Source organism: Mesorhizobium sp. LNJC394B00, assembly GCF_000502555.1.
Taxonomy (GTDB): Bacteria; Pseudomonadota; Alphaproteobacteria; order Rhizobiales; family Rhizobiaceae; genus Mesorhizobium.
Genome location: NZ_AYWH01000001.1, coordinates 813,182 through 830,794 on the forward strand (window position 1 = coordinate 813,182; position 17,613 = coordinate 830,794).

A 17,613-nucleotide genomic window follows, 5' to 3' on the forward strand; every position below is an offset into this window, starting at 1 on the left:
TCATTGGCACACCACGTTCCCGATCACCACTTGCCGGCCGCGCGCCGCCTCGAAGGGAAACTCTGCCCGGCATGAACCGCCGTCAGCGCGCTCGACCTGCACTGAATTCTGCTTGCCGAGGCCCTTGATGTAGGCCTGCCCGTCATAGCCGACGACAAAGTCTTCAGTGCCGCCATCGACGCGTCCCGACAGTCCGGCTTCGAGCGGCGTTCCGCTCGAGTCGACCAGCGTCACCAGCGCGGCCTGCGCCGCCTCGGACACGCCGAACTTCAGCACGACGCCGTTGCGGTCGGCTGGGACGACGGTCTCCTTGGTAGCCGGGACATCCGCGTCGACTGGTAGATTCTTCGGGTCGATGGAGACCGTGTTCAGCTCATAGGAGTTGAGCCCGGTGACCAGGATGCGGCCTTTGCTGTCGGTCCTGCCTACCGGCCGGTTCTGATGCAAGACCTCGACATCAGGCGTGCCGACATCGACAACGGCAAAGGCATCGTCGATGCGGTTGGTGGCGAACACCCCGCCGCCTGCGACCGCAATGGCGCCGTCCATCTGGCCGGTCACGCGAAAGTCCTTGTCGAATTGCTGGGCGCCGGCCTCGAAACGCGCAAACGGCGCGCGGTAGCTGACCGCTGCCGAACGATTGGGGACCTCGCCCTCCGAGGTGCGCAGCCGCCAGCCGATGCTGCCGTCCTCGGCCCGCTCCGATTTGGCGAGGTCGGCAGTGACATTGAGGCCCTCAGGGCCTTGCTCGACGCCTGTCGACGCCGAGATCTCGTCGTTGAACGGGATCGAAATCCCGGCGAACACGCCATAGCTGCTGTCGTCGTCGAGATCGGCGAAGGCGGTGGCATAGAGCGTGCTGCGCTTGAAGATCGCCTGGCTGTAGGACAGGCCGACGATCTGGCTGTTTTCGCCCTCGGCGCTCTTCAAATGCGTATAGGACAGGTTGAGGCTGGAGAAATCGATCGGCATCGGCACGCTGAGCGTCACCTGGTCGACCGCCCGCGGCACACCGGCGCTGAAACGGGTGAAATCATCGGGATCGAGTATGACCGGCTGTGCCGTCACCGAAGCGATGTCATCATAGCCGCCGAACGCCCGCTGCATGCGGGCATTGACCGCCCAGCCGTCATAACCGAACTCGGCCCTGGCATCGACCAGCGAACCGGTGCGCCCGTCATGATGGCTGCCGGCGACTGCCAGCGAAGCCGCGCCATATGCCCCGAGTGGGAAGGCAGCGCCTATGCCGCCATTGATCAGGTCGGCGCCGCCCTCGGCATGGGCTTCCAATGTCAGCCGGTCGGTCACGCCGTAACGCGCCGTGGCGACCCCCATGACGCGGCCGTCGTAATCGTCGGAGGAGATGCCGAAATTGCGCCGCGCCATCCCTGCCTCCACGGAAAAGTCGAGCAGTCCCTGGCGCAGCAGCATGCTGGAGGCATAGAATGGCAAGGTGGCCGTGGTCTCGCGGCCGAGGCTGTCGCGCAACACCACCTGCGCCTGTCCGGCGCCGGTGAACACCGGCAGGTTGGTGACCTGGAACGGCCCGGGCTGGATGTCGCCGGAATAGGTGCGCACGTTCTGCGTATAGACCTCCAGCGTCGACGGCACCGCCGCGGTGCCGGCGAAGGAGGGCAGGGGCAGCGTCACCAGGTCCGATCGCAGGTGGAAGTTGCGTTGCGCCTGGATACCGCCGAGATAGACCGGACGCGTCCACGACAATCCGCCGGAGATGAAGTCGCCGGCTCGGTAGGTCATCAGCCGGTCGGGGTCGGAATAGCTCCAGGTCGTATTGAGCCGGGTGAAGCCACCCAGCCTGCCGTCGGAATAGCCGGCGATGAAGGATTGGCTGAGCGTCCCGTAGGGGCTGAACACGCGCGCATCGAAACCGCCGGAAACGCCCTGGAACAGCTCGACGTCCTTGTCGAACAATGAGTTGGAGCTGGCAAACAGCGAATAGTTGAGAACCGCGCCCAAGCCCGACTGCGGCGCCGGCCGGTCCTCCTGCAAGCGTAAGCCGAGATCGACGATGCGCGCCTCTCGGCTGTCATCGGCCGCCGTGACATAGAGGCGCTGCGTGGCCTCGTCGACCTGAAACGACACGTCCGCCAGCTGGTCGAGCCTGACCAGGCCGCCGGCGTCGGCTACGCCCTCCGGCGGCTTCAGGCCGACCCCTTTCAGCTCTTCCGGAGTCGCCGCCAGGCCGCCGCCCGGCATTTCGGTGAAATTGCCGATCAGTTTCGTCGAGGCGTCGTTGATGAACACCTCCAGATAGAGGCTGCGGCCGGCTGGCAAAACGGATTCAGGCTCTTCAGGGTTCGTCACGGCCGGCAGCTCTTGCGAGTTCACTGCCGGGCAAGGTGTGAAAGTCGCGAGCGCGACGACAATCGCGGTGCTAGCGGCCCTTGACGGCAACTTTGGCATCGAAAGGTCCAAGATCGCTCTGTGCCTTCAAAAGCACCGAGCCCGCGGACAGTGATTTGCTGCTGCCGATCGGCCACTGCATGGTGGCGCCGCCCAGGACATAACCGACGAGTCCGTTTCGGCTGCCAAGCTTCTTGCCGTTCTGGGTCAGGGATAGGTTGGACAGGCGGAGGCGACTTTCGCCGCTGTTGCTGGCGGTCAGCACAAGGCCGCCGCCCTTGCGCGAAATGCTCCACGCAACTGCCGGCGCCGCTGCATCGGCATTGCGGAAAAACACCGGCACCGAATAGCGAAGCGCGAGCGCGACCGTACCGGCCTTCTTGCGTGAGGGGTCCGGCAGTTCGTCGACGATGACGCGGTAGCTTTCCTCGGCCCGCACCGGCGCCTTCGACACGCGCACGATGCGAACCACGTATTGGGCATTGGGTCCGAGTTTGGTCGATGGTGGGCTGGCGACCACGTCCGTGGTCGGCGTCAGCGTTTCGATGCCGCCGGCCTGGCTCCATGCGAAGACCCGGATCTGCACATTGATCGGCCGCTTGGCGTCATCGTTGGCGAGGTTGAGAACCGCCGCGCTGTCGGGAGCGATCAGTTCGAGGCCTGTCGGCGCTACTCTCAGCGAGGCAGCGTGTGACGTCCCGGCGCAGAGCAATAAAAGAGCCGTGGCGCCAATGCATGAAAGCATGGATCGCATGGTCTTCCTCGTAATTGGTGCCGATAATCAGTAGGTTAGGGTGACCTGAACGATGTCCGCATAGTCGCCCGCCACCGGTGTCGGCTGGATCGGAACGCGCCCGTAGACCGTGAGGCTCTGGACGCTGCCATTGCCGGTTCCCGCTTGCGTGTCGGTGCCGGATGTGATGCCCCAGACCTGCGCATGGCCGCCATCCTGGTAAAGACTATAGTTGACCACCGCTGCGCCCGGCCCGGTCATCTTGCGACTCCCGACGGTTGTGCCCACGCCATTTCCGAGACCCAGACCCACGACGTAGGTCTGTCCGGCGGTGCATTGCACGCCAATGGTGCTGGTCTGGTCCACATTGGTATCAATGATACCGTGCGAACCGAAAATAAGATCGCTAGCCGTCAGGATCTTGCATTCGTTTGTGATCGTGATCTTCACGTTAAAGTTGGTGGTCAAGACGGTGGAGGTCGCGGGAAGGGTTGCAAGCAGCGACCCACCCAGCAGCAGCGCGTATTTTAGCAATCTCATGCGATGGCCCTCCGTCGGGGCAGATCGTTCTTCGCAAAACGGTCTTGACCCGGATTTCACCCCTACAGCTCCTCCGCTGCATGCTTCGCAAGACATCAACGGTACAGTAATGTCACAAGCGAACTGTGCAATGATTATTACAACTTAGATTCGGATTGCGACAGCGAATAACTTCGGTATGTATCGGATAATTTTGGTTAATATTTGGTTAACAGAGATAAAACGGACATTTTTCCAAAGTGAAAGTTCGTCTGTCGATAATTTATTTTAGTTCTCGTGCGGAAAAGGCGAAAATATCTGGCAAATCATCTTAATTTTGTAGAGTCTCACCTGCCGTCCTTTATTATCGATATTTCGCGGCGCGCACCGGCGCCAAGCAGCCATCGCCATATAGCCGCGCGGGTGGCTGTTCGCGCCTGTCCAAGCCTTGCGGTCGTGCTGACAGGGCCGCATTCGCCAAAACCGTGTTCCGCCCGGCCCAAGCATGGCCGTCCCGGCTGAGATAAATCCACCGCCGTCGGATCGCGGCGAAACACATGCGAATCGTTCTTGCCACGCTGGCCCGGATTTCCTTCGGCGGCGCATCGGCCGGACGGGAGATGCGCCTGTTGTCCCTTGGAGCCATGATCCACGACCGGCAGCCGCGCGGACCGGCTGCCAGACGTCAGAAAAGGAAGAACGATGAAGAAGACCTATGAAAAGCCACAGCTCGAAAAGCGCCAGAAGCTGTCGCGTGTGACCGCTGTCGCCGGCCCATCAGTGACCAGTGAGAGCTGACGCCGTCGACCGGCATCGAACCACCAGCGGACGAGGAGAGCAGTCATGGATCAGCATGCGAACCCGTCACCCGGCTTCAGGCGCAATCCGGGCAAGGTGATCACCGTCGAGCCCTTCAACGGGCGTGTCGTCGTGTTTGCAAACGGCACCATCATCGCTTCCTCGGCAAAAGCCAAAATGGTGACCGAGCCGCCCCATCCCTTCTCCTTCTACATCCCGTTCGAGGACATCGACTTCCGCAAGCTCAAGAAGACGGAGCGGTCGACGCTGTGCCCCTACAAGGGCGACGCCAGCTACTGGAACGTGCTGCCGGCGGGTGAAACCGGCAACGACGCGATGTGGGCCTATGAGCAGCCTTTCGACGAGATGACTGAAATTCGCGACCACGGCGCCTTCTACCCACACCGGGTCACCATCGACGCCGCGCCGCGCTGAGCGCGTCATGCCTGTCGCCCAAAAGTGCCCAGCGTTTTTGGAGCCGACGACAGGCATGAACAGAGGAATTTTTCAGATCAGCCAAAGCTGTCCTCACCCGGGGGCGCAGCGGTTTTGCGGCAACGGCATGCCGAAACGAAGACAAAAGGTCATGGACGAAAAGCAGAGAGCAATTCTCGACGAAATCCCGCGCCTGCGCCGCTATGCGCGCTCGCTGCTGCGCGACCGCGATTCCGCCGACGATCTCGTCCAGGACTGCCTGGAGCGGGCGCTGCTGCGGCTGGACAACTGGCAGACGGGAGAGAGCCCGCGAAAATGGCTGTTCACGATCATGCATCATCTGTTCATCGACCAGATGCGCAAGGTGAACCGGCGAGGCGAGGCCTCGATGCTGCCGCTGGAGGCCGGCGAGGTGCAGGCCTCTCCCGCCGACCAGCTGGAGAATGTCGCGGCCCGCGAGATCATCGACGCGCTGCAGGCGATCAGCCCCGACCGCCGTGCCGCGCTGACCATGGTCGCCATCGAGGGCTTCTCCTATGCCGAGGCCGCCGAGATGCTCGGCGTGGCGGCCGGCACGCTGATGTCGCGCATCGCGCGCGGCCGCGAGGAACTGCGCGGCCTGCTTGAGGACAATGCGCGCCGCCGCGCGATAAGGATCGTCGAGCCAGGCCCGGGCAGGGCGGTTCCAATCAGGGCGCCAATGGCATGACGAGCCCCAATCGCATGATGACGCCTTACGGCATGGTCCGGCACGATTGCAGGCCTTGTCCGCACTGTGGGCGCGGCGCACCCGGTAACGGTTTCTTCTCTGCTTGCGTGCATAGTGGCGGCGACGGAGTGAGCGAAACCAGGGCATGGCTGAAGAGAAAATACGCAACGGCGAATTCTGGGCGCTTGCGCTCGAACGCGCTCATCTCGGCGTATGGGACTGGAATATTTTGAGCGGCGACTGTTTCTATTCGCCGACCTGGTCGCACATGCTGGGTTATGAGGATGGCGAGCTTGCCAACAGCGACGACCTCTGGCTGAAGCTGACGCATCCCGACGACCGCCAGCGGGCGCTGGCCAGCGGCGAGCGGCACATTTCCGGCCTGACCGCCTCGATCGAGACCGAGCTGCGCCTCAAGCACAAGGACGGCCACTGGATCTGGGTGCTGGACCGCGGCGGCATTGTCGAGCGTGACGAGACGGGCAAGCCGGTCAGGCTGATGGGCGTGCAGACCGACATCAGCCGGCAGAAAGAGGCGGAAGCCGAACTGGAGCGGGTCAATGTGCGCTTTCGCCTGGCGCTGGCGGCCAGCGGCACCGGCATCTGGCATCACGATATCGACGACAACAAGAGCTATTGGGACGCCCGCACCAGGGAGATATTCGGCCTGGTCGCCGACACCGACGAGGTGGCTGCCGACCTTTGGCATTCCTATCTGCACCCCGACGACAAGGATGCCGCAGAGCGCGCCCATCTGGCGCCGCTTTCGACCGACGGCGTCGTCGCCGCGCAATACCGCATCGTCAGGCGCGACGGCGAAATCCGCCATGTCGAATCGCTGGTGCGCTTCATCGCGGCGCCCGAGACGGCGGGCCAGATTCTCGGCACCGTGCGCGACATCACCGAGGACAAGAAACGCGAGCGGGAACTCGCCTACGCCGCTCACCACGATGCGCTGACCGGCCTGTTGAACCGTGCCGCCTTCGACCGGCTGCTGGCCGTGCATATCGCCACCGAGCGGGCTTTGCCGCTGGCGGTGTTCTATGTCGATCTCGACTACTTCAAGGCGCTCAACGACTTTGCCGGCCACGCCGCCGGCGACCTGGCGCTGAAGGGCGTGGCCGCCGGTATTCTGGGCTGCCTGCCGGCATCGGCACGTGCCGCGCGCCTCGGCGGCGACGAGTTCGCGCTGCTGGTGCCCAATTGCCAATCGGCCAAGGCCGAGGCGCTGGCCGGCGCCATCCTTGCGGCGGTCCGTGACGCCGACCTCGGACTGCCGGCGACCTCGCGAAAGCTCGCGGCCAGCATCGGCATCGCCTTCGTCGAGGACACCACCACCACGGTTGCCGATGCGTTGGCCTGCGCCGACGACGCCTGCTATGCGGCCAAGGCGGCCGGGCGCAATCGCTTCGCGGTGTTTTCGGCCGATGCGGCGTCGGGCTCCGGCGGCCTCAACGCGGCGCGTGTCGCCGCCGACACGGTCGACGCCATGGATGACGGGCGGCTGAAACTGTTCGGCCAGGAAATCCATCTGCTCGGCCAGCCCTGGCAGGAGAGCCGCCATGTCGAGGTGCTGGCGCGGCTTGCCGGGCGCAATGGCAAGCTGATCCCGCCCAACGAATTCATTCCGGTCGCCGAGCGCTTCGGCATTGCCTCGCGGCTGGACCGCTGGATCATCAGGACAGCGCTTTCGCAGCATGGCGAGGCGATGCGCTCAGGCGCCATCATGCTCGGCTTCAACCTGTCGGCGCAGACGCTGAGCGATCCGCTGCTGTGGGATTTCGTCGACGCCGTCATCGCCGAGACCGGGGCGCCGCATTCCGGCATCGGCTTCGAGATCACCGAGACCGCGGCCGTCACCAATTTCGACGCCGCCGAGCAGTTCGTGCGCAAGGCGCGCGAGCGGCAATGCCGCGTCAGCCTCGACGATTTCGGCGCCGGCATGAGCTCGTTCGAATATTTGCGGCGCTTTCCGGTCGATCAGATCAAGATCGACGGCTCGTTCATCGAGAATATCGCGGAAAGCCGTTTCGACCGCGAGATCGTCTCGGCCATAGCGGGCATCGCCAAAAGTCTCGGCTGCGCGGTGGTGGCCGAAAAGATCGAGCAGCAGGAAGCGCTCGACATTCTGCGCGGCATGGGCGTGGCCTATGGCCAGGGTTTTCTGCTGCACCGGCCGGAGCCGCTTGAGGCGATCGTCGCGCGGGCCGGCGAACAGTCACCATCCAGCGGACAGTCACCGGAAAAGCGCTTCGGCTGACGGCTTGTCATCGCCCGAGCTGGCGACTTGCCCGGCTAACCGGCGTCGGCCTTTTCCTGCTTTCGTTGCGCCGCCTCCTTCTTGCGGCGCAACACCTCGTCGGTGCCGACAAGGTCCTTCGAGCCGCCGGAAATGGCGGTCGAGACGACGGCCGGCGGATCGCTGGCCGGGAAGCTGTCTTCGAGGCCTGATTGCAACTGCTCCTCGAGCGTCTGCGGGTTCTCGGAGCGGCCTTCGGCGCGGCGCTCGCCAACGGCTTCGACATCGCTCTTGGTGTCGGGGTGAGCGCGGGCTTCCGATATCGTCGACACCACCAGCTCGATGGCGAACTCTTTCATCGCCTCGGCTTGCGGCCCATCGACATCAGAGTCTTCGATCAGGCGGATGAGCGACTTTTCCAGGGCGCCCAGTTCCTTGACGCCCTGACACCGCGCCAGACGCTTGGTGAGCGAACCGATCAGCGCCGGGGCAAAGGTCGAATAGGCAAGCCTGCGTGTGTCGTCGACCTGCTCGGGATGAAGCTTTTGCAAGGACATAGATGCCTCCAGTCAATCAGCCGTGCAGCTTCTGCCGCTGGCCCCTCCTTAGGAAACAGAGGGGAGGGCAAGAGGTTCCATACAGTCCTCCAGGGTCGACGAGTTCAACTCCACAGCGACGCCATGGTCAGCGACGCTTCGAATATCTGCTCCCTGTTCTCGTTCAGCATCTTGACGGTGATCCGCCGGTGGTCGCCCTCCGGAATCTCGTCGCGCGCCACATCGTGCAATATGCGCAGCGCTTCGGCTCCCGCACGCTCCCGGCTGGGAAAAAGCTGCCCCTCTTCATCAATCTGGGTCTCGGCGTTGTACAAGTCGAAGTAGAACCGTTCCATGTGTGCAAGGATCCCTGCGTGAGAACGCTAAGGCGCATCGCGGTTGAAAGGACGCAGGCGACGCGCTTCAGGTCTGTGTTTTTATGCAAGTCGTTGTCTCAAAATCGGGGCCTTTTTTGAGCGACATGGATTAAATCCCAACCCGCACCCATGGTTCCATGCGACTGTGTCCTGAGCAGATTTCCTGCCAGGAGCCGTCGCCGTGCCGGCCGATTGCAACCGCACCCGATCTCCGGCGTTTGGCTAGGCCACGAATGTCCACGAAATCTCGAACTGGATCCTCGATGCTAGAACCGCTTTATCTCAACCTTGGCCAGCATGACGCTTTGTCCGAGCAGGAAAAGGGGCTGCTGGCCGCCGCCATGACCATCGAGATGGATTTTGCCACCGGTCAGGACATCGTTTCCGAGGGATCGAGGCCAGGCTACAGCACGCTCATCATCGAGGGTCTGGCGGCGCGCTACAAGGTGCTGGAGGATGGCGGCCGCCAGTTCACCTCGTTGCAGGTGCCCGGCGATTTTGTCGATTTGCACGCCTTCCTGCTCAAGACAATGGACCATGGCATTATAGCTTTGTCGCCATGCCGGGTGATTGCCGCCGACCACAGTCGGCTAAGGACGATCACCGAACAGGCGCCTCATCTCAGCCGCTTGCTTTGGCTGGACACGCTCGTCGATGGCGCCATCCATCGGGAATGGATCGTGGCCATGGGCCGGCGGTCCAAGACTTCGCATCTGGCGCATCTTGTGTGCGAGCTGTTCGTGCGGCTCCAGGTCGTCAAGCAGACCAACGGCATGAGTTTCCGGCTTCCCCTGTCGCAGGCGGAACTGGCCGATGTGCTTGGGCTTTCGGTCGTCCACATGAACCGGGTCATCGGCGCGCTGCGCAAGATCGGTGTGATCGGCTGGGCGAATTACATGGTGACCATTCTGGACTGGCAGCAACTGGTGGAAATCGCCGAGTTCGACCCGACTTATCTCAGCATGAACCGCGAGCCGAGATAGGCCATCCGCCGTTCGCCATGACATCGCCGGCAATCCGTCAGCCGGTCTTTCAACGATGCCCATCCAGCGACGCCAATTCGTCGAGCATGGCAAGGGCGGCACTTGGCTTGGCCGGCTTCAGCAAGCCCTGTTGGGCGGCGGCATTCTGGAAAGCGGCAAAGGCGATGTCCGGGCGGCAAATGCCGTTCAACGCGTCGTCCACCAGCCTGTCGGCCGCCTTGTAGGCCGCCGTCTGCTTGTTCTTCCATGTTCCGCCTAGCGCCCTCCTGGCGTCGGCGATCGACGACACCGTCATCGCGCTTCCGTCCACGAATCTGATCGTCAGGGGCAGAAAACGGCTCATGCGCTCACCATCCAAACCATTCGCGTCTCGCCCGGATCGATCTCATCACTTGCCTCCTTGAAAACGGGATCGCCATAAACGAGGAAATCACAAACTGGTTGCAGCCCGGCGAGCTACATGTTGCTTGCCGGCCAGATCGGCCGATGCGGACGATAAGGCGGCCGCGGCGCCGGCTTCAACGGGATGTCGGCGAGCGAGTTGCGGATCGGCCTGAACAGTATCGGCGAAGACGCGGCGCGGCGGTGCAATACCGCGGCTGACAATTTGGCAATCAGATTTCGAACGTCCATGGGACACCTCGAGCGCGTTGAGAGTCCCCCCATGGCGATCACCTACCACCTCACCCCCACCATCCGCATTTAACTTTGATATAGGCCGGACGAATACGCGCCGCGCGCAATGTCTGCCGCCACCTTTGCTGGTCACCCGTCCGACAAGCAGGCGGCGATGTCTCGCAATTCGGCGCCAAGAACCCCGATGAAGCGCCCGGCCAAGCCGGAGGAGATCGCGCCCGCCTATGTGTTCCTGGCCGCAATGTTCAAGCTACATCACCGGCGAGAGTCTGCCGATCGTCGGCGGCTATTGAGCGGCGTCGCCAGACTGGCGGTCACGCATCCCAGCAGCGACGTCGCAGACGCTGCTGCAACCGGATGAATTTTCGTGCATTCTTGTGCATGGCCACAATGCTTCGAACCGACACGCCGGCAAAATGCTGCTCCTATTGCGGTTCGCGAGAGCATGACTACGAGGATTGTCCGAAGCGCAAAGCAGAGGCGGAGCGGCAGTGGGAAGGCCAGGCAAAGCCCGGCGCCGAATCCGAGGCGACGGCCGAAGTCTAGCTGGGCTCGAACAGCTCGATCACGTTGCCGGACGGGTCTTCACAAAGAATCTGTCGCCCGCCCGGACCTTCGACGATCTGGTTGCGGAACCCCACGCCGGCCTCGCCCATCTTAGTCACGATTGACGGCAATTGCTCGACCTCGAGCACGAAGCGGTTCCATCCGCCCGGCTCGGGTGTCCGGCCGTCCGGCATCGGCCTGGCTGCCGACGCCAAGGGGCCGGCGAGCCAGAGCGAGAGGTCGCCGCGCGTCAGGATGGCCATCGCCGGACCGAATTGCTGCTTCAGCGCGAAGCCCAGATGGGTTGTATAAAACGCGATGGACAGATCGACATCGCGGACCAGATATCGGACGGACACCATTCGCAGGCTCCCTCACAAACGCCCCTCCCGAGAGATAGCTGGCGGGACAAGTCGGGGCAAGCCCGCGCGCACGCTTCGGGCGCCTACGGTGCGATTGCGTGGTCGGCCTGTCTGTCTCTCACGAAGGCCGTCAGCAGCTCCATTCCCGCCGGCCAGTCGCCCAGCCCGCTATTGCTGTTGATGTGACCAAGCGGCCCGGCGATGTGCAGTTCGCTGCCCCATTGTGTGGCTTTCTCACCGGCATAGCCGTTCGGATCATAGGGATCGTCGGTGCTGGCCACGATCAGCGAGGGGAAGCGAAGCGGCCCGCGCGGCGTATCGGCGAAGGGAATTCCGTAAGCGGGATAGACCGGCGAGGCCGGGTCGGGAACCGCAACCAGAAACGCCCCGCCGATCCGACGGCTCGACACCGCCTGCCAATGCGCGACCAGCAGGCAGCTGAGACTGTGGGCGACGAGCACCGGCGGGGTCTGTGCCTGTGACACCGCGACGTCCAGCGCCGCCACCCAGTCGTCGAAATCCGGCAGCTCCCAGCTTGCCGGGCTGAAGCGGCGCATCGCCGGGTCGGCCTGTTGCCAGCGTGTCTGCCAGTGGGCCTCGCCCGATCCGCCGCTGCCCGGCAGAATGATGAAGTCGGTCATGGAAAATCCTGTTTCTTCGCCGCAGATGATGTCCCAATCCTAGGGCTTCTCCTTGTTCGCGGAATGAGAGATCATCGGAAAGCGATGAAGAATTCCGATGGATTGAAGGTGTTCATGGCAAACGGCGATTACCGGCCACGGCTCGACCCCACCGACATGGCAATCATCGAGATCATGCAGGAGGATGGCCGCATCGGCATTTCCGAACTCGGCCGCCGCGTCGGCCTGTCCCAGCCCGCGACGTCGGAGCGGGTGAAGCGGCTGGAGGAGCGCGGCATCATCGCCGGCTACCGGGCCGCGATCGATCCCACCGCCCTCGGTCTCGGCACCATGGCCATGATCCGCCTGCGCACCACGCATGAGCACATCCAGACCTGCCTGAAGAAATTCGCGGCCATGCCGGAAGTGGTCGAGGTGCTGCGGGTGACCGGCGAGGATTGTTTTCTGGTCAAGGTGGTCGTGCCGTCGCCGCCCGACCTCGAAAGCATCGTCGATGCCATCGGCCGCTACGGCGCGGTGACGACCAATGTGGTGCTGCGCGCCGAGCCGCCGAAACGGTTGGGGCGGGAGCTGATGGCGAAGCTCTGAGCGGCCACGCGCGGCAAGAGGATTGCAAGCGCCTCCTTTTGCGAGGTCCGGCTTTGCCGCGAAAGAATTTCGCGGGCTGGTGTAGGATCGGCGGCGTGGCGCCCGTCCTTGGGGCGAAACCCGTTGCAAACCTTTGGAGCACATCATGGAAGCCGTTCAATCGCCGTGGCAGACCGCGGCCATTCTCATCGCCCGCCTGACCTTGGCCGCCATGTTCGCGATGGGAGCAGCCTTCAAGTTCATGGATATGAACATGACCGCCGGCTACATCGCCGCCGCCGGCTTCCCGTTCCCGCTGTTTCTGGCCTGGTGCGCCGCGATCCTCGAAACGCTGCTGGTGATCGCCTTGCTGACCGGAGCGTTCTTCACGCCGGCCGCCCTGGTCGCCGCCGTCTACGTGGTCTTCCTCGGCTTTGCCTTCCACGGTCCGTCGCACTGGACCGGCAACCAGGCCGAGTTCGGCGCCTTCATGTCCCATTTCCCGTTCGCCGCCGGCCTGCTGTTCGCCGCCGTGCATGGACCGGGCAGCGTGCTGGCCTCGAAGATTGGCCGAGGGTGAGGCCCCGCGTCGGCAGACCGCCTCACATCTGGTCGTTGTAGGGTTCCTTCATCTGACCGACCATGCGGGCCAGTTTCGAGAAGGACGGCATGTCCGCCTCCGGCTGGCATTGATTGGCCAGTTCCAGCAGTCGGATCGGAAAGTTGACGGCGTCGCGGTTGGACTCCGACATGCCGTCGGACCGCTCCTCGCCGGTTTCGATGGCCTCGGCCTTGCGCAGCGCAATGTCGATATCCTCCACCGTGAGCAGGCCCTTGCGCACCAGCACCTGATTGATCGAGGCGACGGCCATCAGCAGGCCTTCGAGTTGCAGATTGGCGACGTTCATGGCTGTTGCTCCCATTTGGCTCACGCTCAACGCATGAGCCGCTGTTACGATCCGGACGGGGATGCAAGCGATAGGCGTCGGCCGATGGCCTGCGCTACTCTTCCATCCAGCGGCGGCCATATTCGGCCCACAGCGCCTTGACCTCCCGGCTGCCGAGGCGCGGGGCCGAGCCGTCGCCATAGGCGATCGAAACGCAGCTGATGTCGTAATGGGGATGGGCGTCGATGACGAAGCGGATCGCCTCGCCGAGCGGCCTTCTGCCGATGACCGGATCGGCCTGGCCTTGGCCGACGCTGCGAACGCCCGAAACAGTGGCTGGCGCTTGCCGCATCCTGAACACGGATGCCATGGCTGGTTTGTCCATCCCGCTCTCCCCCGAGTTGGAGTGGAATGATTCCATAAGAGCCAGCTAATGACCAGTCGCTAGACGGCCTGTCGAAGGCTGCGTCTTGTATCCTGCAGCCCGTTGAAGGACTGTTCAGGCCAGCGGATCCGCCGCCGGCGGCCTGGCGGGAAGGCCGAGCCTTGTCCGCTCGCCGTCGGCAAACTCCTCGGCCGCTTCCTGGGCCATGAACAGATGCTGGGTCACCGTGCCATTCTCGGCAACCAGCACCGCCCATTGGCGGCGGTCCACACGTTCCACGCGAACGTCATTGGGCTCTCCGGCCACCACGATCGTCCTCCAGCAGGCGTACGGCACGGAGGGGGCGTGCCTTTACGCCTTGGTCTTGCTCTTGGCCGGCGCCTTGGCGGCCGGGGCCTCGGGTGTCCTGATGCCGAGCCCGAACTCCTTTGCCAGCTCCGAGCGCTTGGCGGCGTAGCTGGGCGCCGTCATCGGATAGTCGCCGGGCAGGTCCCATTTGGCGCGATAGGCTTCCGGCGTCATGCCATGGGCGGAGCCGAGATGACGCCGCAGCGACCTGAACTTCTTGCCATCCTCGAGGCAGTAAATGAAATTCGGCGTTACCGAGCGCTTGCGGTTGACCGCGGGCTCAGGCGCAGGTTGCGGCGGAGCAACGGGATTGTCCACGGCCGCGAGCGCTGCATTGACGCTCTCGATCAACGCCGGCAGGCTATCCGGAGGCACTGAATTGTTGCGCACGAATGCCGCGACGATGTCGGCGGTCAGATTTATATTTCGGATTTTGTCCTCAGACATGGCTTCTTTTGCCCCCTTGATGCCAAAGGACAAATTATCAGACAACATCCGCCGACGGCATGGCACTTTAGAACATATGCATATGACTTGACGCCGGATGTGGTAGCGCTAGCATCGCCGAGTCTCCGATCGATGTCGATGTAGGAATTCTTTCCTGACATATCTTGACCGGTGAGGGCAGCTATGCTATGATTTGTCGATGTTGCTGATTTGCGCCACCAACCCGCCGCCGAGGCGGGTTTTTTGTTTCAGGCCGGCTTGGAAGCGATGATGGCCAGTGACGCGAGTTTTCCCTCGCTCAGGCTGCTTATGTAGTTTTTTCGCCGATGCACGAACTCGGCGCCGAGCACGATCTCATTGGCCTGCTGCTGGGCGGGCGAGGGCACGATGCCGGAATTTGCCCGTTTCAACGCCAGCTCGACATGATCGCCGGTTTCGTCGATGACATCGTCGACCCGGAATCCGGCTGAAGCAAACAGAGCCTTCAGGGTCTCGCCGTCGACAAGATGACTGGCCGCCGACGACACCGCCCAAGGCAAGGGATAGTAAGGCTCGCCGTCCGCCAGCACCGCCTCGGTCCAGACAAGCCTGGCTTTCGGCTTCAGCACGCGCCACGCTTGCCCGATGACCGCCGCCTTGTCAGCGATATTCATGCCGACATAGAAGCAGATTGCCGCGTCGAATGTGTCGTCCGCAAAAGGCAGCCTTGTCGCATCGGCCTCATGGAAACGCACTTTGTCGCCTAGGCCGCAGAGCTCGGTCAATCGGCGGGATGCCTCGACGAACGCCTGCGTCAGGTCGACGCCGTCGACGCTGCACCCATAGGTCTCGGCAAGGAACCGGGCCGGGCCGCCAATGCCGCTGCCGATGTCCAGAACCCGATCGCCGGCGGAGGGCGCAAGACGCGCGGCATGGTCCTGCGTGGCGATCAGCTCGCGGCCATGAAGCTGATCGAACGGATAGAGTTGTTTGGCTGCGAGGCTGCCGGCCTTTGCGTCCGGCACAGCCGACAGGATGCGCTCGACAATGCCGCCGCTGCCATAGTGACTGGTCACATCGCTCATTGCGCTCTCCGACGAGGCCCAGCATCCCATCGAAGCGGCCCTCGCGCAATGCGCGGCCGCGCCAAGACGCGGCTTTGACCGAAGTAGGAATTATTTCCTTTTTTGCATTGACGGGTGAGGGCAGCTTTGCTATGATTTGTCCATGGTGCTGATTTGCGCCACCGACCCGCCCACGAGGCGGGTTTTGTTTTCCTGATGCCACAACGTGCGGATATCGGATGTCGGCGGGACAGCACCCCCCTCTGGCCTGCCGGCCATCTCCCCCTCAAAGGGGGAGATCGGACTGCCGCCTTGCTTTCGCCAATCGTCAGCGCTGCAAATTGGTCGCGACCCTGGAGCTGCCAATCTCCCCCCTTGAGGGGGAGATGTCCGGCAGGACAGAGGGGGGCGTGAAGGAACGCTATCCTCGGTTCATTCTGCCTTATCCGCGAGGCCTCCCTTGTCCAACCGCTATGCCACCATCATCACCGACGATGACGGCCGCGAGGTCGTCAGCGCCATTGGCGTGTTCGAGGGCGCTGCCCCGCAGGCGCGCATCGGCCGTATCGAGCCGGTCGTGCCGGGCGTGCTGATCGGCATGGTTCGCGGTGGTCCTGTCGATGCCATCGGCGGCTTCGGCTTTCCGCGCGGCGCGCACGACGCAAGGGCGATCGCCAGGGCAAGCCTGAAAGCCGCGTCTGCCGGAAAGCGCCACGCGCCGGCCGCTGATGCAGCCCGCAAGGCCGCCCCAACACGGTCAGGGCCAAAATCGGCACGGCGCAAGTCCGGCAAGATCAAGTCCGGCAAGATCAAGCGGCCAGCGAAACAGGCACCTACCGCCGAGCCCGCCGGGATCTCGGATCATGGCTGACCGGACGGCGCCGCGTGCGCGCCCTGGCCGCAAGGCGACTGCCGCCGCTGCCAAGCCGAAGCGGACGAAGAAGACGCTTGGCGATGATTTCCTCGACGCGGTTCGCGCCGATTTCAGCGCCCATGGCGCCGGCGTGATTGCCGCGGTCCGGGCCGACAAGCCCGACCAGTATCTGAAGATCGTGCAATCGGTGCTGCCCAAGGATCTGGCCAAGGATTTGCATGTTTCATCTGACAATCTGGAAGCCCTGAGCGATGACGAGATCCGCCGCCGCATCCGTGGCCTCGAAGCCGTCCTCGGGCCGTTTGGCGACCAGCCTGAAGACGCGCCGCCACTATCTGGCGCTGCTGCAGGAGCTGGACCGCAGGCGCAGGACTAACCAGCTTGCCGCCTACCGGCCTTATCCCAGGCAGGCGCAGTTTCACGCCGCCGGCGCGCAGAACCGGGAACGTCTGTTCATGGCCGGCAACCAGTTGGGCAAGACCAGGGCCGGCGGCGCCGAATGGGCCATGCATCTCACCGGCCGCTATCCCGCGTGGTGGCAGGGCAAGACCTTCGACGCCGCCGTCAGGCTATGGGCTGCCGGCGTGACCGGCGAGGGCACGCGAGACAACCCGCAGCGCGTGCTGGTCGGCCCGCCGCAGCAGCAGGCGGCATGGGGCACCGGCATGATCCCCGCCGATGCCATCCGCCAGACCACGATGGGCCGCTGCGCGCCGGGCGCGCTCGACAGCATCGTGGTGCGCTGGGGCGGCGGCGGCGACGTGCAGGCCGATGAATCGGTGCTGTCGTTCAAGAGCTATGAGAAGGGCCGCGAAAAGTGGCAGGGCGAAACCCTGCACGGCGTCTGGTTCGACGAGGAGCCGCCGCTCGATATCTATTCCGAAGGCCTGACCCGCACCAACGCGACGGGCGGCATCACCATCGTGACGTTTACGCCGCTGCTGGGCATGAGCGACGTAGTGCTGCGGTTTTTGTCTGCGCAGGAGGCTCTTCCTTCTCCCCCTGTGGGGTGAGCAGCTGGTTCGCGAAGCGAATTCGTCGTGCCAGTGGCACGACGAAAGGCCGGCGAACGCCGGGACGCTGCAGAGCAGCGGGGACCCGGCAGGTTGGATCGGCCACCACCCGGGCCTTCGCAGGCTCAGGGCGTTCGAAGCTCGAAAAGCCAATCAATTGGCTTTTCGTCC

At 63.6% G+C, this 17,613-nt stretch carries 23 protein-coding genes and 2 pseudogenes; 11 read left to right on the top strand and 14 right to left on the bottom strand.

Annotated elements, in window-relative coordinates; all coding sequences use genetic code 11:
- The 3 genes from X751_RS159610 to X751_RS159600 are packed head-to-tail and all read right to left on the bottom strand — an operon-like array spanning position 1 to position 3,637.
- On the bottom strand, positions 1-2,424 hold the full coding sequence (locus tag X751_RS159610; RefSeq protein ID WP_023743929.1) for a fimbria/pilus outer membrane usher protein: 2,424 nt from the start codon (positions 2,422-2,424) through the stop codon (positions 1-3).
- Entirely contained in the window at positions 2,396-3,118 is a 723-nt protein-coding gene (locus tag X751_RS159605; RefSeq protein ID WP_023743930.1) for a molecular chaperone, read from the bottom strand. Before X751_RS159605 ends, X751_RS159610 begins: the two co-directional genes overlap by 29 nt.
- Positions 3,119-3,145: 27 nt before the next feature.
- Positions 3,146-3,637: a spore coat U domain-containing protein gene (locus tag X751_RS159600; protein ID WP_023743931.1), complete on the bottom strand. Its 492-nt coding sequence runs from the start codon at positions 3,635-3,637 to the stop codon at positions 3,146-3,148.
- 822 nt (positions 3,638-4,459) lie between these two features.
- Here X751_RS159600 and X751_RS159595 point away from each other — a divergent pair.
- From X751_RS159595 to X751_RS159585, 3 genes are all read left to right on the top strand, one after another.
- Positions 4,460-4,849 (top strand): DUF427 domain-containing protein, encoded by a 390-nt coding sequence (locus X751_RS159595; RefSeq protein ID WP_023689855.1) that lies wholly within the window; start codon positions 4,460-4,462, stop codon positions 4,847-4,849.
- 151 nt (positions 4,850-5,000) lie between these two features.
- Positions 5,001-5,558, top strand: a complete 558-nt coding sequence (locus X751_RS159590) for an RNA polymerase sigma factor (RefSeq protein WP_023743932.1) — start codon at positions 5,001-5,003, stop codon at positions 5,556-5,558.
- A 145-nt stretch (positions 5,559-5,703) separates the two neighbouring features.
- Positions 5,704-7,818, top strand: a complete 2,115-nt coding sequence (locus X751_RS159585) for an EAL domain-containing protein (protein WP_023743933.1) — start codon at positions 5,704-5,706, stop codon at positions 7,816-7,818.
- Between the two features lie 131 nt (positions 7,819-7,949).
- Here X751_RS159585 and X751_RS159580 read toward each other — a convergent pair.
- Together X751_RS159580 and X751_RS159575 are read right to left on the bottom strand one after the other, a co-directional pair.
- Positions 7,950-8,354, bottom strand: a pseudogene (locus tag X751_RS159580) (hypothetical protein); the annotation flags it as partial.
- Between the two features lie 104 nt (positions 8,355-8,458).
- Positions 8,459-8,689 (bottom strand): hypothetical protein, encoded by a 231-nt coding sequence (locus X751_RS159575; protein WP_023671435.1) that lies wholly within the window; start codon positions 8,687-8,689, stop codon positions 8,459-8,461.
- A 284-nt stretch (positions 8,690-8,973) separates the two neighbouring features.
- Between X751_RS159575 and X751_RS159570 the strand changes: the two genes are divergently transcribed.
- Positions 8,974-9,693 carry a Crp/Fnr family transcriptional regulator gene (locus X751_RS159570; RefSeq protein WP_023671436.1) on the top strand — a complete coding sequence of 240 codons (720 nt, stop codon included), beginning with the start codon at positions 8,974-8,976 and terminating at the stop codon, positions 9,691-9,693.
- A 49-nt stretch (positions 9,694-9,742) separates the two neighbouring features.
- On the opposite strand, the gene X751_RS159565 is transcribed toward X751_RS159570, so the two are convergent.
- Positions 9,743-10,036: a DUF982 domain-containing protein gene (locus X751_RS159565; RefSeq protein WP_023685943.1), complete on the bottom strand. Its 294-nt coding sequence runs from the start codon at positions 10,034-10,036 to the stop codon at positions 9,743-9,745.
- A gap of 113 nt (positions 10,037-10,149) precedes the next feature.
- The gene (locus X751_RS1000000166755) at positions 10,150-10,326 is read right to left on the bottom strand and encodes a hypothetical protein (RefSeq protein WP_023671438.1); all 177 of its coding nucleotides are present in this window, start codon (positions 10,324-10,326) and stop codon (positions 10,150-10,152) included.
- Positions 10,327-10,507: 181 nt separating this feature from the next.
- Between X751_RS1000000166755 and X751_RS1000000166760 the strand changes: the two are divergent.
- Positions 10,508-10,622 (top strand): annotated as a pseudogene (locus tag X751_RS1000000166760) (SDR family oxidoreductase); the annotation flags it as partial.
- 88 nt (positions 10,623-10,710) lie between these two features.
- Positions 10,711-10,875 carry a hypothetical protein gene (locus X751_RS1000000166765; protein ID WP_023685945.1) on the top strand — a complete coding sequence of 55 codons (165 nt, stop codon included), beginning with the start codon at positions 10,711-10,713 and terminating at the stop codon, positions 10,873-10,875.
- Here X751_RS1000000166765 and X751_RS159555 read toward each other — a convergent pair.
- Both X751_RS159555 and X751_RS159550 read right to left on the bottom strand, forming a co-directional pair.
- Positions 10,872-11,237 (bottom strand): VOC family protein, encoded by a 366-nt coding sequence (locus tag X751_RS159555; protein ID WP_023743935.1) that lies wholly within the window; start codon positions 11,235-11,237, stop codon positions 10,872-10,874. The genes X751_RS1000000166765 and X751_RS159555 overlap by 4 nt on opposite strands.
- Before the next feature lie 83 nt (positions 11,238-11,320).
- A complete protein-coding gene (locus X751_RS159550; RefSeq protein ID WP_023697757.1) occupies positions 11,321-11,878 on the bottom strand; it encodes an alpha/beta hydrolase in 558 nt (185 codons plus the stop codon).
- 84 nt (positions 11,879-11,962) lie between these two features.
- On the opposite strand from X751_RS159550, the gene X751_RS159545 reads away from it, so the two are divergent.
- Both X751_RS159545 and X751_RS159540 read left to right on the top strand, forming a co-directional pair.
- Complete coding sequence (locus X751_RS159545; RefSeq protein ID WP_023671442.1) at positions 11,963-12,466, top strand: Lrp/AsnC family transcriptional regulator; 504 nt, start codon at positions 11,963-11,965, stop codon at positions 12,464-12,466.
- Between the two features lie 145 nt (positions 12,467-12,611).
- Positions 12,612-13,025 carry a DoxX family protein gene (locus X751_RS159540; RefSeq protein WP_023700688.1) on the top strand — a complete coding sequence of 138 codons (414 nt, stop codon included), beginning with the start codon at positions 12,612-12,614 and terminating at the stop codon, positions 13,023-13,025.
- A 22-nt stretch (positions 13,026-13,047) separates the two neighbouring features.
- Here X751_RS159540 and X751_RS159535 read toward each other — a convergent pair whose 3' ends face one another.
- The 5 genes from X751_RS159535 to X751_RS159515 all read right to left on the bottom strand — a co-directional run bounded on the left by X751_RS159535 (position 13,048) and on the right by X751_RS159515 (position 15,576).
- Complete coding sequence (locus X751_RS159535) at positions 13,048-13,353, bottom strand: hypothetical protein (protein WP_023671444.1); 306 nt, start codon at positions 13,351-13,353, stop codon at positions 13,048-13,050.
- A gap of 94 nt (positions 13,354-13,447) precedes the next feature.
- Positions 13,448-13,717, bottom strand: coding sequence for a hypothetical protein (locus X751_RS159530; RefSeq protein ID WP_023671445.1), 270 nt, complete (start codon positions 13,715-13,717; stop codon positions 13,448-13,450).
- Positions 13,718-13,831: 114 nt separating this feature from the next.
- Positions 13,832-13,996 carry a hypothetical protein gene (locus X751_RS159525; RefSeq protein WP_023685951.1) on the bottom strand — a complete coding sequence of 55 codons (165 nt, stop codon included), beginning with the start codon at positions 13,994-13,996 and terminating at the stop codon, positions 13,832-13,834.
- A gap of 72 nt (positions 13,997-14,068) precedes the next feature.
- On the bottom strand, positions 14,069-14,512 hold the full coding sequence (locus X751_RS159520; protein ID WP_023671447.1) for a MucR family transcriptional regulator: 444 nt from the start codon (positions 14,510-14,512) through the stop codon (positions 14,069-14,071).
- A gap of 248 nt (positions 14,513-14,760) precedes the next feature.
- Positions 14,761-15,576, bottom strand: coding sequence for a class I SAM-dependent methyltransferase (locus X751_RS159515; protein WP_023743936.1), 816 nt, complete (start codon positions 15,574-15,576; stop codon positions 14,761-14,763).
- A gap of 439 nt (positions 15,577-16,015) precedes the next feature.
- Here X751_RS159515 and X751_RS159510 point away from each other — a divergent pair, with 439 nt between their 5' ends.
- Genes X751_RS159510 through X751_RS159505 form a run of 3 tightly spaced genes read left to right on the top strand, consistent with a single transcriptional unit; the run spans position 16,016 to position 17,442 of the window.
- A complete protein-coding gene (locus tag X751_RS159510; protein WP_023671449.1) occupies positions 16,016-16,426 on the top strand; it encodes a hypothetical protein in 411 nt (136 codons plus the stop codon).
- Entirely contained in the window at positions 16,419-16,805 is a 387-nt protein-coding gene (locus X751_RS1000000165265; RefSeq protein WP_023671450.1) for a hypothetical protein, read from the top strand. The genes X751_RS159510 and X751_RS1000000165265 overlap by 8 nt, the downstream gene beginning before the upstream one ends.
- On the top strand, positions 16,705-17,442 hold the full coding sequence (locus tag X751_RS159505; RefSeq protein WP_245265734.1) for a terminase family protein: 738 nt from the start codon (positions 16,705-16,707) through the stop codon (positions 17,440-17,442). Before X751_RS1000000165265 ends, X751_RS159505 begins: the two co-directional genes overlap by 101 nt.
- Positions 17,443-17,613: the final 171 nt, after the last annotated feature.